This window comes from Telluria sp. ZB4P37 (assembly GCF_059685855.1).
Genome location: NZ_JCASID010000001.1, coordinates 533034 through 546027, shown reverse-complemented (window position 1 = coordinate 546027; position 12994 = coordinate 533034). Strand labels below are relative to the sequence as shown.

Genomic DNA, 12994 nt, shown 5'->3' with positions numbered 1-12994 from the left:
AACACACTTTCATCGGATATCCTTTGTGGGTCGCTCCAGGGCTTCGGCCCGGCGGTGTGCGGCTGGAATGCGATCGCGCCGGGCGCTGATCCCGGTCGCGGCGCCGTAGGCCAGCCAGAGATAGACATGGGTAAAGCCAGGCATGAAGCTGTCGTCGGTGATGCCCTGTACCAGAAGCAAGGGTATGCAGGCGGCGGCGCCAAGGAAGAATCCGCGCAAGCCGTGGACTTGCCCGTCGCGGGCAACGCGCCAGAACATCCGCCACATATGGACGAAGAACACCAGGGTAATGATCGAACCGGCAACCCCGACATCGAGCAACGATGCGAGGTACGCACTGTGGGGGTGTCCCACCGGAAGGATGGACCGGGACTGCGCTGCCTCGGACCACAGGATCGAAGCGTGTCCGCTCCCGAACAATGGGTGCCTGGCGATTTCCGGAATCAGGGGGCGCCAAATCTCATTGACGCGGCCTGAACTGATCAGGTCGATATCATTGCCGCCGATGCCATGCAAGACCCTTCCGACCACGGCATCCGACATGGCCGCCACCGTCAGCGCCAGGGCAGCCAGCACCAGCGGCAGCCAGCCTCCTTTGCGGCGCACGAGAAGCGCGTAGATCATGACGACAAGCAGCCCGAGAAAGGCGCCGCGCGAAAACGTCAGCAGGATTCCTGCGGCCAGTACCAGCGACCCTGCGCCGAGCCACAGCGTAGCGGCCCTGGTGCGGGCCTGTCCCAGCGAGCACAGCGCCAGCGCGAGCGCCATGTTCAGCACCAGGCCAAGTTCGTTCGCATGTGGCCCGAGCACCGACAGATGCCTGCGCGACTCCTGCTGGGCCAGCTCGTCCACTGTCGACGACGTACCCGTGGCGACCAGGCACAGCAGTGCGGACAGCAGGACTGCCGAAGCAAGCACCGGGACCGTCACCCAGGCAGGCCGCCTGGTGTTAGCCGCCAGCAGGGCCATGACATACGAGGCGACGATCACCAGCCCTGGGGCGAACAGCATGATCTGGAGGTAGCCGAGCGCCGTCGTCTCGCTGAAGACGCCGAGCACATTGAAATAGGCGGGGATCTGCGACACCGAGCGGGCGCCGTTGAGTGCCGCGAAAACGAAGACCAGCAGGTAGGCGAGAAAAACCGGGCGCCAGGCCGGGAAGCGAAGCTGCCCTGGACGCACGGCCACTGCGATGAACACGGCTGTCGCCGTCATCAGGATCGCCATTCCGATGATGCGCAGGCCGGACAGGCCCGCCACGGCCTGCGAGAGGAGGCGGATCGGAACCAATGGCAGCAGGAATACGACCACCACCGCGAATATCCTGAAATCGCGCAGCCCCAGCATGACGATGAAGGCGCCTGCGATCAGGGCGGCGGTACGGGCCAACCCAACCCGGTCGAACACCAGCCCGACAAGAAGTGCTGCAACGATGCACGCGAGGAAGCTCGCGATGAAGTTCCAGGCCGGATGCCGGGGGCGCTCCAGGTACTGCGCCAGGGTCGATGTATCGCGCATTACGTCCTCCCGGTGGTGTGACATCTCATCAAGGCGCGAAGCAGTGCGTCTTGTAGTCAACGACGGTCACGTTGCCCTTGGACGAAATATGGTGGCTGCCGAGCGAACGGTCCAGGTAATCGTGCCGGATGTCGGTCACCTTGCGTTCGAGGTAATGTGCTTCGTCGAGCACCAGGATTTCAAACAGCGCAAGCCCCTCCCCGTACTGGTCGAATCCCTGCCGCTGGGCCGCTCGGAAGATTCGTCCTTCATCCATGATGAGCCCGGCGTTGCGTCCCATGTCGGTGTCGATGCACAGCGGATTGGCCGGATGCGGTTTCCATTGGCCGTCGAGCGGCGAATCAGACGAGAACAGACACAGTTCCGAGCAATGGTCGCTCAGCCCGGAGCGGTCCACGCTCGTCAGCAGCCACCACTTTCCCTTGTGCTCGAAGAAGATCGAATCCGCCGCCGAGATATTGTCGATTGCAATTGAATGGAGCGACCAGCGGCGCGGAAACTCGTCACACTCATAGATCCGGACCTGGTTGCTTTCGGATGCCTCCGGGCACATGTAGGTGCGGCCACCATATTCGAAGATGAACGGGAACGACAGGTGAAAGTCTTCCCTTAGCGCGACACCAAGACAGTTGACCGAGGTCTCCGTGATTTCCAGCACCGAGATATGGGCGCGGCCCGTTGCATACACGTAGTCTTCGACGAAACAGTAGGTCCTGCCGCCGACCACATGGAGGAAAGGGTCTGCCCAGAAGTGGCCCGGCGGCGCCGACACGCGGATGCCGCGCCACAGGGTGGCATCGCGCCAGCCTGAATGCGTGATGCACAGGTTCCACCGATGCTGGATCTTCAAGATCCGGCGCGTCGTGCGCAACGCAAGCCGGCCCAGGAGCTTGGCCATGTACACGGCAGACTCGGCGCCGTTCGGTGGCGCCATGCAGCTTCCGGAGTAAGGCACCGTATCGCGCGCTGCAGGGAGCCTGCCGCTGGCAGCAATATCGAGCAGCAGCTTTTGCAACTGCGCCTGTGCTTTTCGAAAAAGATGAACCTGGTTCAGCAGGAAGGAAAATTTGGTCCGGAAGCCCCCTTCGACCAGAACCTGCCTGCGCGCCCCGGGCGTCGCCAGGTTGACGATGGCAAAACTCGTGTTGGGACGGCAATGGTAGGCCTCCCAGAAACCGATCGGCGCCGCCGCCGTGATCCTGTCGCGGCGGTAGTCGATGAACATCGTTCCCAGCCGCGGTGCCGGCATGTTGTCTGGAATGTCAACGTTATTGCCGAGGTGGACGAAAAGATCGACAGCGGCATCGGATGGGCCGCCATTGAAGCCCGTCAGGTAGAACCTCGGCAGCGAGCGCATGGCAGGGATATCGGTAATGTCTGCAACTGCAAGATGTGAGCGGTGCGCCTTGTAGCAGCTCAGCAGGACGCGCTCCGCCAGCATCACGCCGCCAGCGAAGGCTGCCTTCCCGGTCCGGCCGACCCAGCGCCGCCACATCGTGTTGGCGGGCCTGGACCGGGTTCCGGGCCCGGCACCGCCGGCGGCGCCTGCCACCGCCAGCGACAGGTCGATGCCCGGCTGCGTATTCGCCCATGCGCAAAACGCAATGGCATAGCTGTCGATCCGGCGCGGATCGACGATAAGGGCAATCTTTAATATATTCATGATCGATGAGGGCGAGCGCTACGAAACCAGCGAAGGGCTACTGAATTGATCAATCAGCTGTTTCGTCTGGCGTACATTGCGCAAACTCGAGGCGCCAAACACGATCGATTCGATCTTTCGCTGCGCGCAGACGTACTCGATCGCTTCCGCCGGCGCAATAGCGCCCGATGCGAACACGGACATCGCCACAGCGCGAAAACTGCGTGTGGCAACGATGTCTTCGTAGGCTTCCAGGCCGCCGCACATGCGAAAGCCGATCTTGTTGATGTTCGCGCACACGATGGGATTTTCTATCCCGACTCCTTCGAGCGCGTCGAGCAGCAAAGGCAGGTTCATCGTGATGAACCCCGGCTCGGCGTCGTAGGCATCGCGCACATGATGGGCGAACGTGCGCAGCGCTCCATGGAACCCAAGCCCCAGGGCCAGGTCGGTCACCACGTTTTGCAGGAAGATGACAGGAGTGCGAATGCCTTCAAACATCTTCATTTCGGCATCGATCAGCGCGCGTATCAGGACGTCGACATCTTTCCTGGCAACGGCGATGCCGCTCTTCATGGCGGACAGGATCGGCGTATCGCTCGGCAGGAACTGTTTGACTGCTTCGATCATCCCAAGCTCGGACACGGCATTCGCATACTTGTGCGCGTAAGGCATGCAGGGATACAGCTTGAGCTTGCGGTAGCGTGCCGGATTGCGCCTGATGATCCCGCAGATCTCCGCGATACGCTCATGCGTCGTGCACATCAACACCTCGATACCTTCGTCCAGCACGCCATCGAGCATGTCCATGACCGCGTCGTTGTTCTGGAACTGGATCGCCAGCTTGCGTGCGTGTTCATCCGACATATGGTTGATGCCGAAGAACTGGTTGTCTCCAAACAAGATCCGTTCCATGATCAGCCTCCTTTCAGGACGTTGGCAATTGCCTTCGGCGACCTGAGGATTGATTCGCCAATCCCCTTCCACGACCGGCCCCATTGCCCTGCGGCGCCGGCAGCTGCGGCATAAGACGCAGGCTGTGCCTGGACAGGCGCAATGCCCGCGGCGTCCTTGCGGATCATCTCGGCAACGACATCCGTCTGGAGTCCGGAGCGGAAGTCGCAATGGGTATGCAGGCGGCGCTGCTGGATGGATTCCACGAAGTAAGCGATCTGGGCGGAATACTCTTCGCCGCGAAGATAGAACCAGACCGGCTTCGTCAGCTCTGTCGTATAGCGCTTGTTCCAGCCCGCACTCAGTTCCGGCGCCTGGTCGCAAGGTGACCTGAGATAGACATTCAATTCCTGACGGCTCGCCTCGATCTTCCCGTTCAGTCCCCAGAGCGTGACCACCGTGGACATCTTGCGGTAGCTCTCGTCACTCCAGTTAGCGGAAATCTGTGCGGTTTTTCCATCCGCATAAGAGAAGTTCGAATACACTTCGTCGTCGATGGCGGAAGAAAAAACGCTGCGCAGCACCGACCCCGAAACCGATTCCGGCGGTCCGATCAGGTAACCCAGCAGATCGATGCCGTGGCAGGCATAGTCATAGAGACAGCCGCCGCCCTCGGTCTTGCTGGTGCGCCAGGTCGAGCCCTTCTGCCGGATCATCACCGGCCCATAGCATTCCACTTGCGCGTGATAGACCTGTCCGATTGCGCCTGCTCCCAGCAGCCTTCTGGTCTCCTCGAAGGTAGCGACGAACCGGTTGTGGTAACCGACCTGCGTTACCACGCCACCTTTCTCGGCCAGCTCGACGATGCGGGCTCCTTCGTCGACATCGAGGCAGAAAGGCTTTTCGCAGAAGACGTCGATTTTGCGTTCCAGCGCAGCACGCGTCATCGAGGTGTGCAGCTTCGATGGCGTCGCGATGAGGACAGCGTCCGGCTGTTCAACGTCGAGCATCCGCAGATAATCGCTGTAGGTTTCCATCCCGGTGTATTTCGCTACGATGTCGCGCAGGTATTTCGCAGGATCGCAGACGGCGACCAGCTTGAGGGCCGGATGCGCGTTGAGAATGGCCTGGTGGGATAACCCCATCTTCCCCATACCAGCCAACGCAATCCGGATGGGCACGTCATTGGGCGTTTTCATTTGTCACCTGTTCCTTGATCATTTCGTAAGCCAAGCGTCCTTTTGCAAGCAACGCAGGATTCGGCGTGCCGCGCGAGTGGGAATCCAGATATTCCAGGGCCTCGTCGGCGCTGAGGCGAGGCCGGTGCACGCAGGCACCTTCGGCAATCAGGTACCGGTCGACATCGAGCAGGTCATCCTGGTAGACCGAAATCGTCGGCACTCCCAATACCGCCAGTTCCCGGGTCATCGTGCCGCCCGCGCCGATGAACAGGTCGCAGGCTCCCACGATGGCGTGGATGTCCAGAACGGATGCGAGGGTGCGTGCGCGGGCGAATGCGGGGCTGCAATAGTGCCGGTACTGGTCGGGCGAGCGCGGGAGGATCGTGACCTCCGCACGGTCCTGCAGGCCGATGATGACGTCGTCGAGGAAATTCTGTGGACCCTTGTAATACTGCGCAGTCCATGGCTCGGGCCGGATATAGATCCGGGGACGCGTCACTGCGTCACCCGGCCGGCGTTGAGCCGGTAGCTTGTGCATGTAGTCCCACAGGTAGATGCCTTCCTTGACGCCGGGATAGTGGGTGACCTTTTTCATGCGTGCGCCCTGCTTCCTGAGGCTGCCCGCGCTCAGGAATTCAGGGACCATGATGCGGTCTGCGCAGGCAAACGCCGGAACATTGCCTGCGGCATGTTCGTTATCGTTGAGATAGACAGAGCGAATGCCCATCAACTGCGCCACGACCGGCGAGTGAAACGAGCTTTGCGACACCGCCACGTCGATACGTTTGTGCTTGAGAAATTGCATCAATTGGGTCACCCGCACTGGAAAGCCCCACACTTTCCGCAACGAAGAACGTCCGTAGTGCGTCCCGACGACGGTATGTTCGATTTTGTGCATCCGTAGTAGTTCGCCGGTGTTGGAAAGGGGCCGGCTAGTGACCACGACTTCATGTTCACGCTGCAATTCCACAATCATCGCGCGGAACATATTGATGTGCGGTGAATTCGACAAATCAAACCAGATCTTCATGTTCGCCCCCCGTTGTCATGACTTGATGCGGGCCCAGCGCACCCTTTTCCGGTTCGTGGCCCGGCGGATGCTCATACGGTTTCGTGGATCGGGTCGATATCAGCTGCTCGTACAGGTTCTCGACCGCCGTGACGGCATTCCTCCTCGAGAACCGCGTCTCTACCTTGGTCCGGCCGGCCATTCCCATCCTGAGGCGCTCTTCCGGGCAAGCCAGCAGCCTGAGGATGGCGGCGGTCAAAGCCTCGATATCGCCTGGCGCAACGAGCAATCCTTCCACTTCGTGGGTTACCGCCTCCGGCACCCCCCCAACTGCCGTGGCTACCACTGGCAATCCGCTCCCCATCGCTTCCAGCAGGCTCATGGGAAGACCCTCGAAATGCGAAGGCAACACAAAGATCGAAGCCTGCTGCAAGAGTTGCTCCCGACGCTTCGGGCCCACCCAGCCCAATACCTCTATGTTGTTCTCAAGAGCCAGCGCACGAACATGTGCACGGGCGCCCTCCACCTGTCCATCGCCGCACAACTGGAGCCGGGCTTCAGGACAGGCCGCAACGATCGCAACCATCGCATCGATCAGCTCGAACGCACCCTTGGCGGCTTCGATATGTCCCAAAAAAATCAGCGTAGGCAAAGTTCGGAATACGGACTCATTCGCCGGCTGCACAATTGCCGGATTACAGATTGTCGTCACCCCTTGTCGGCCGGTAATGTCACGAACCCAACGGTTCAGTTCATTCGACACGACAATGATCCTGTCAACGTGCGTGAAGGCAAACCTGATCAGGAGGCGTGCTAACGGACCGCATTGGATGGCATAAAATTCTGGAAACCGGCCGGCATGAATATGGAGAACGGAAGGAACACGGAATAAAAAGAATACCAGGAGAAAACTGTATTTCCGCCAAAAGCTCGCATTGATCGCGACATGGACGTGAGCGAGTTCAACTTCCTTGTTCATAGACATGTAAATGACCCGGCTCATCGCTTTTGCAAACAAATGAATCTTCTCCGAGCGCCTCCCGGTACAGTGGGTCGGCAAGTAGGAGATCTGCTTGCGCTGCAGAAAGCCGTCGGACTCATAGTGCTGCACGACGGATGCAATGCCGCCGAACGCATCAGGCCTTGTGCCAAGCATGATTATCGACTTACGCATTTCCATAGCCCCCCTTGCACGACTTGATATTGATCTAATTCACTTGATTTTATTTAATCATGTTCCAGCGTACTCTTCCCTGTTTGATAAATATCAAAGGTAGGCGGACGCCCTTTACAATCTCCATATGGCCGGGTTAGCGAAATAGCGTCGCCAGCACCTGGGCTTTTACCTCGGCGATTGGCCAAGGCGGCAGCATTGGTTAGCACTGCCGCACTGCCGGCAAGGGCAGGAACTCATCGGAGAAAACTGCTGAACATCGAATCTTTAATAGAGGTGCAAGGCAATCAGGCCAATTCCTAACAAGGTCAAGCAAACGACTTTCGTTAGCCCGGCCTGGGCTGCGATCATTTCATTGTGCTGCAGCATGCTTGTCGGCGGATCAGCGCCTGTTCCGCGCTTATCGGGCAATGCTGGAGAACCCGTGACTGCCTCATCGGACGCTTCGTTCCAGATCAATGGCAACTGGATTGGCATCCGGTTCGGCTTGCCGCCGGATTCCAGGCTATGAACGTCTATGTTTTCCATTTTCGCCTCCAGGCCGCCAAGCGCTGCTTTCCCAAACGTCCTTTTCCACGAACCAGCGTTTCAACATACGTTGGAAGGTTCGGAAGGACCCCCAGGAACGAGCGGTATATGACGATCTTCTCGTAATCCCGCTGATGGCCGAGAAAGCGGAATTTATAATCGTATTTCCCGGAAAGTAAATGATATTCACGCGCACCACGGCGGATCGCGTCGCAAATGCTTTTGTAGCAGCACAGCATTCCGAGACGCATATCATCAAAGGACGATTCATGCGTAACGACATGCATGTAACTATGCGTGCCGACCTGCGTACAAATCACTCCGCCGCATATCTGGCCCCTCATTCTGGCCACGAGCACGACGCCGTAGGCCTCGACCATCCGCACCAGTTCCGTTATCGAACGGTCGTTATGTGACGGAACCTGCCGCTTATTGGTTATCCTCTGACGGCTTAGATCCACCAGCCGGTCAATCAATTCGCGGCCACCGCTATTACGGTCATACACCGTGAATTCGATTTCCGGATAGCGTTGTTCCATCATTTTTTCGCTGCGCCGGATAGCGGCGCGCGTATTGCTCCCGAGCGCAACCAGATACGCTTCTGGCGTGGTCGGGAGGGATACGACAATATCCTCGCTCGAATTGAAACGTTGGGTGGTATATGACATGGGCTCCTTCCCGGCTTCCACCGACGGCAGGCTGATGACCCGGACTCCAGGCAAGGCTGAGAACAAATGACGCGCCATCTGTTCCAGTTCGCAAGCCGACATGGCGAAGTATTCGTTCAATACGGTAATGAGGCCCTTGGTGCGGCGAAATACAACGATCGTTGCCGGTTCCGTGCCCTCACCAGCGATGTAGGTCGCGACGCCGTCGCCGGCCTGGGTGCCAAGGATGCGCGCCAGCGTACAGAACACGCTTTCATAGCGTGCCTCGAGCTCCCGATGCAGCGAATCCGGGAAGGGTTCGTGCACGATGGACTGGAACACGCCGGCATCGCGATTCCCTAAGCCTGTTGCGTTCAAAAAGTCGTTCATGTTGTCTTCCAGGCTAGGTGCGCTTCTTTATCGGACGTCATGCCCCTCGATCGTGCCGCAGAGGACGGGCGCAAGCACTGCGCAGGCACGCTGCAGCTGCTGCTTCGATATCCATGCGTCGAAGTCGGGCCGTCCTTGTTGCCGGACTGCACTCCAGCTAATCGGGAAGCTGCGCCTCGTCGCGTCGCAAGGCCCTAGGTTCCACCGCTTGCACCGGGTCCGCCCGGTTGGCATCGCAGCCGCTGGCTTGGGCGGGAAGCAATCCACTGCACTCGCCGCCCGGCCGTCCGTGTTGCCCGCGCGGCAACGGCCAGCCTGGCCAGCGTCTTGCCTAGGAGTCCGGATTCTGTCGTCTTGTACTTGACGACTTCTTTACATGTGTGAACCATGACTTTCGTTTCATTCTCGAGATATCTTTTCCAGTTGCGACTGAGCATGGAACCGGGCCGATACACCGTGATGCTGTGGAGGATTTTTCGATGCGCCAGGAAGCGGGCTTTGGCTTCGTCCCCTCCGCCCATCATCAGCACTTCCTTTATTCCTTCACGAATACAGACCAAAATGAGCTGAAGCTGGACGATGTTTCCAAGTGCGTAATTATTCCATTCCGGATCGTGCCCTACTAACTGGAAAAAACAACGATTTCCGGCAATGTAACAAAGCACGCCTGCGCGAATTTCATCATGGATGTATATCAATCCCAGGGCACCGTGTGTCCGCGCCAGTTCTGCAAAGCGATCTATCTGGGGCTCTTCGACGTAAGAAGACTTGTGCTTGGAATGCATGCGCTTGTCTGCCAGCCCAACGACTGCCCGAATATGCTCTCTACCAATTTCTTCGCGGCGCAGCACGTCGAGCCGATGAGTGGGATGCTCGGCTTGCAATTTGCGCAAAATCTTCAGCCATTTGCGAATCGATCGTGCTCCGGGGTGCTGAACATACATCTCTTCCGTAACAGGAAGCTGCACGACCTGTTCCTCCAGGCGCGGTACCACCTGACATGGAAAGCTGCAGCGAGCCCGTTCGATGGTCATATCAAGTGCATAAAATTCAATCCGGGCTGCCAAGCGATAGCGCGCAAATATCGAGTCTGAAAACTCCATCATTTGTTCAGTGCGCAGTTGGATTTGCTGGTTCAGAACATATATCGCCCTGCCAACAAGGCGAAAGAGTATGAGCGTTTCAATCTCCCCGTCTTCGATTGCCACATAAGTGCTGACCCCGGCGAGCGAATCGTACAAGCCAAATCGCCTGACCGTGCAGTAGATGTTGCTATATATTCGTTCTAGAGCAGCCTCCACAAACTCCGGTATCTCATTTTCGTGGATGGCAACAGCGCGTCGGCTACGGCTTGTCGCTGGCATGCCAGTATAAATAATGCTGCGCACTGCCGTGGTGCTGGCATGCATTTCCTTGCTTGCATAATTTGTCTGCATGGTATTCCGTCAGGAAGCTCTAGAAGATGACTGAATTCTATTGCCCTACCTCTCCGCAACGTTTGCGAAATATCAAAGTGGCGAAGGTCAATATTTTAAAGCGTATATTCCAAAGGAAATTTGATAATTCTCAGCAATAGACGACGTTTCAGATTTTCAAGATCATTGCCTCATTAAAACCATGTTCGGGCCATCCCAAAATGGGTAGATGTTTCAGTTCGTCACTTACCGCGTTTCCACAACACCCTATTCAAGAGGGCCAGCGGTGACAATTGACCAGTTGCCATTGACACGTTGTCGCTCGAAGTTGGCGTCGAATTTCTTCGCAAATACACGTCCGGCAAACCAATCCGAATCGCTAAGCCGACGGTCCAAATTGGGTTCAGGAAAAAAATGCATTTCAGAACGCTACATTCGTACAACGCAGGAGTTCGCTTTATAAAGAGAATGATAGTATTATCCCAAGACGTGATAAAGCCAGTTGTTTCTTGTCGACCATCTCATCTGTCTTATTAATTGGCTGAGTTAATCGATTTCGAAGGAGGAATAATGATTAACGTGATGATTAGTGATTCAGACCTGTTCGCACGCGAAGGAATCAAGCAGATGCTGGCCAAGTACAGCGACCTGCGTATCGTTTGCGAGACCTGTACTGTTGCGGAGACGCTGCATGCCTTGCGAGAGCATCGACCGGATGTATGCATGCTAGAAATTGCCATGGCCGGGGAAGGCGGCTTGCATCTTCTGCGGAGAGCGAAAAGCCAGGCATGTGGCATACCTATCCTGGTCATTAGCCACCGCCATGAGCGCGATTTCGCACTGCGGGCGCTACGGGCGGGCGCTGCCGGTTACATCACCAAGGACTGTATCGACCACCAGCTTGCCTATGCCTTGCGCACGGCAGCGGATCACCGTCCTTACGTCAGCGAAACGGTATGCGAACTGATCGCGGAAAGCATCACGGACGGTCGCACAGGACGGCGGCACGAAAAGTTGTCCGATAGCGATTTCGAAATTTTCTGCCTGATGGCTGATGGAACACCGACAGCGAAAGTCGCCAGTGCGTGCAACATGAGCATCCCCGTAATACGAACCCGCAAGGCCAGGATCAGGCAACAGTTGGGCCTGTTTACGGATGCTGACCTCGTAAAATATGCTGTCGCGCGCAAGCTGCTTGACTAGAACACCCAGTGGGCAAGGGGCGTCGTCGAGACAGTATGCGGTCAAGGCGAGACGATGCAACGCGTCCATTGGGAAGCGTCGTGCGCCCTAAACGACGCAAACCGGAAACTGACCGCTGCGCGATCCGCTGCAGCGGACGACGAGTCGATTCGTTGCACGCCCGGGCCGGAAAGCGATTGTTGACGAAGCGCCGCAGCTGCCGAACCCGGTGCAGGCTACGGGTTACATTCCTTGTTTCGACGCGCCAAGGCAAGGAGAGTCTGATCGTACTTCATCAGCATGATGTCCAGCGAAAAACGATCAACGACTGACTCGCGTGCGTTCACGCCCATTTCCCCGTCGGCGTTCGCCGCCTTGACTTCGATGATCGACTTGGCAAGCGCCTCGATATCGCCAGCCGGAAAGAGCTGGCCGTTGTGGCCATGACTGACCTGTTCGGCCGCGCCGCCCACCTCGCTCATGATGATCGGCTTTCTTAGCGCCATCGCTTCCAATGCCGACAAAGAAAAGGTTTCGATATATCGTGATACCAAGACCATGACATCACACGCGGCCACATATTTCCGGACGTCCGGGAGAAAACCAGTCACTGCAACGTCACTTCGGAGGCCGCGCGCGTCGATTGCGCGTTCAATTTTTTTTCGCTCAGGTCCGTCACCGATGATCATGCATTTCAGCACGTGTCCCTGTCGCTTCAGCAGGGCAAGCGCGTCCAGCAGATCAAGATGTGCTTTTTCCGGGCGAAGCGAGGCGCATATTCCAATCACGAAATCCGAGGTGGAAAAATTGAACTGTGCACGCAACGAAAACACATCGCCACTGGTGAAATCATTTCGGAAGCGCGCTACATCGATACCGTTGTGGATTACCGAGGAAAATCGAAGCGACAGCTTCTTTGATTGCCAGTACGCACGCTGCTTTTCGCACACAAACACCACGAGGTCGGCCGCATAAAAAAAACGGCGGTAAAACGCCATTTGCAACTTGGCCTTCCACGTGCGGAGTTCCGTCGTATGAAACACTTCCGCCAACGCCACGCGGGATCGGGAGAATTTCAACGTCATCCATCCGTAAAGCAGCGCAAATTCATTTGTGCATACCAGAATGTCGACCGACTCGCGATCGACGAAACGGGACAGCTTGCGCAGTGCCTTGATATCGATTTTTTTCCTGACATCAGCACAAGAAATAAGGACATCCTCGCTCAGCCCTTGCGCTACATCCGTTCCGTCGAGTTCGTTCTTTAAGTAAATTACAGATACGCGAAACCTTGTTTTGTCTAAACCATTCGCCAAGGTAATCGTATGTAACTCTGCACCGCCCACGCTCTGGGAAATAAGGAAGAACAACACATGTATCTTCTGGTCATCGGGACAATGCAGCATATCTTATC

11 protein-coding genes are annotated in these 12994 nt (G+C 57.3%); 1 reads left to right on the top strand and 10 read right to left on the bottom strand.

The features are described from left to right. Positions 1–9 precede the first annotated feature (9 nt). The 9 genes from AC56K1_RS02730 to AC56K1_RS02690 form a co-directional block, all read right to left on the bottom strand. Entirely contained in the window at positions 10–1518 is a 1509-nt protein-coding gene (locus AC56K1_RS02730; RefSeq protein ID WP_497156298.1) for an O-antigen ligase family protein, read from the bottom strand. 28 nt (positions 1519–1546) lie between these two features. After that, a complete protein-coding gene (locus AC56K1_RS02725; RefSeq protein ID WP_497156297.1) occupies positions 1547–3181 on the bottom strand; it encodes a glucosamine inositolphosphorylceramide transferase family protein in 1635 nt (544 codons plus the stop codon). An 18-nt stretch (positions 3182–3199) separates the two neighbouring features. Further along, positions 3200–4075, bottom strand: a complete 876-nt coding sequence (locus tag AC56K1_RS02720) for a hypothetical protein (RefSeq protein WP_497156296.1) — start codon at positions 4073–4075, stop codon at positions 3200–3202. A gap of 2 nt (positions 4076–4077) precedes the next feature. Further along, entirely contained in the window at positions 4078–5253 is a 1176-nt protein-coding gene (locus tag AC56K1_RS02715) for a Gfo/Idh/MocA family protein (RefSeq protein ID WP_497156295.1), read from the bottom strand. Further along, a complete protein-coding gene (locus AC56K1_RS02710) occupies positions 5237–6265 on the bottom strand; it encodes a DUF354 domain-containing protein (protein WP_497156294.1) in 1029 nt (342 codons plus the stop codon). The genes AC56K1_RS02715 and AC56K1_RS02710 overlap by 17 nt, the downstream gene beginning before the upstream one ends. Next, entirely contained in the window at positions 6249–7424 is a 1176-nt protein-coding gene (locus AC56K1_RS02705) for a glycosyltransferase family 4 protein (protein WP_497156293.1), read from the bottom strand. The genes AC56K1_RS02710 and AC56K1_RS02705 overlap by 17 nt, the downstream gene beginning before the upstream one ends. Before the next feature lie 261 nt (positions 7425–7685). Further along, positions 7686–7946: a hypothetical protein gene (locus tag AC56K1_RS02700; RefSeq protein ID WP_497156292.1), complete on the bottom strand. Its 261-nt coding sequence runs from the start codon at positions 7944–7946 to the stop codon at positions 7686–7688. Further along, the gene (locus AC56K1_RS02695) at positions 7934–8983 is read right to left on the bottom strand and encodes a GNAT family N-acetyltransferase (protein ID WP_497156291.1); all 1050 of its coding nucleotides are present in this window, start codon (positions 8981–8983) and stop codon (positions 7934–7936) included. Before AC56K1_RS02695 ends, AC56K1_RS02700 begins: the two co-directional genes overlap by 13 nt. A gap of 194 nt (positions 8984–9177) precedes the next feature. Then, entirely contained in the window at positions 9178–10419 is a 1242-nt protein-coding gene (locus tag AC56K1_RS02690; RefSeq protein WP_497156290.1) for a GNAT family N-acetyltransferase, read from the bottom strand. Positions 10420–10968: 549 nt separating this feature from the next. On the opposite strand from AC56K1_RS02690, the gene AC56K1_RS02685 reads away from it, so the two are divergent. Then, positions 10969–11601 carry a response regulator gene (locus AC56K1_RS02685; protein WP_497156289.1) on the top strand — a complete coding sequence of 211 codons (633 nt, stop codon included), beginning with the start codon at positions 10969–10971 and terminating at the stop codon, positions 11599–11601. A gap of 215 nt (positions 11602–11816) precedes the next feature. Here AC56K1_RS02685 and AC56K1_RS02680 read toward each other — a convergent pair whose 3' ends face one another. Then, positions 11817–12986, bottom strand: a complete 1170-nt coding sequence (locus AC56K1_RS02680) for a glycosyltransferase (RefSeq protein WP_497156288.1) — start codon at positions 12984–12986, stop codon at positions 11817–11819. Positions 12987–12994: the final 8 nt, after the last annotated feature.

Bases quoted from the DNA above. Each gene is read 5' to 3' on its own strand.
- AC56K1_RS02695 (WP_497156291.1), bottom strand. From the start codon at position 8,983: ATGAACGACTTTTTGAACGCAACAGGCTTAGGGAATCGCGATGCCGGC.
- AC56K1_RS02710 (WP_497156294.1), bottom strand. From the start codon at position 6,265: ATGAAGATCTGGTTTGATTTGTCGAATTCACCGCACATCAATATGTTC.
- AC56K1_RS02725 (WP_497156297.1), bottom strand. From the start codon at position 3,181: ATGAATATATTAAAGATTGCCCTTATCGTCGATCCGCGCCGGATCGAC.
- AC56K1_RS02705 (WP_497156293.1), bottom strand. From the start codon at position 7,424: ATGGAAATGCGTAAGTCGATAATCATGCTTGGCACAAGGCCTGATGCG.
- AC56K1_RS02680 (WP_497156288.1), bottom strand. From the start codon at position 12,986: ATGCTGCATTGTCCCGATGACCAGAAGATACATGTGTTGTTCTTCCTT.
- AC56K1_RS02715 (WP_497156295.1), bottom strand. From the start codon at position 5,253: ATGAAAACGCCCAATGACGTGCCCATCCGGATTGCGTTGGCTGGTATG.
- AC56K1_RS02700 (WP_497156292.1), bottom strand. From the start codon at position 7,946: ATGGAAAACATAGACGTTCATAGCCTGGAATCCGGCGGCAAGCCGAAC.
- AC56K1_RS02690 (WP_497156290.1), bottom strand. From the start codon at position 10,419: ATGCAGACAAATTATGCAAGCAAGGAAATGCATGCCAGCACCACGGCA.
- AC56K1_RS02685 (WP_497156289.1), top strand. From the start codon at position 10,969: ATGATTAACGTGATGATTAGTGATTCAGACCTGTTCGCACGCGAAGGA.
- AC56K1_RS02730 (WP_497156298.1), bottom strand. From the start codon at position 1,518: ATGCGCGATACATCGACCCTGGCGCAGTACCTGGAGCGCCCCCGGCAT.
- AC56K1_RS02720 (WP_497156296.1), bottom strand. From the start codon at position 4,075: ATGGAACGGATCTTGTTTGGAGACAACCAGTTCTTCGGCATCAACCAT.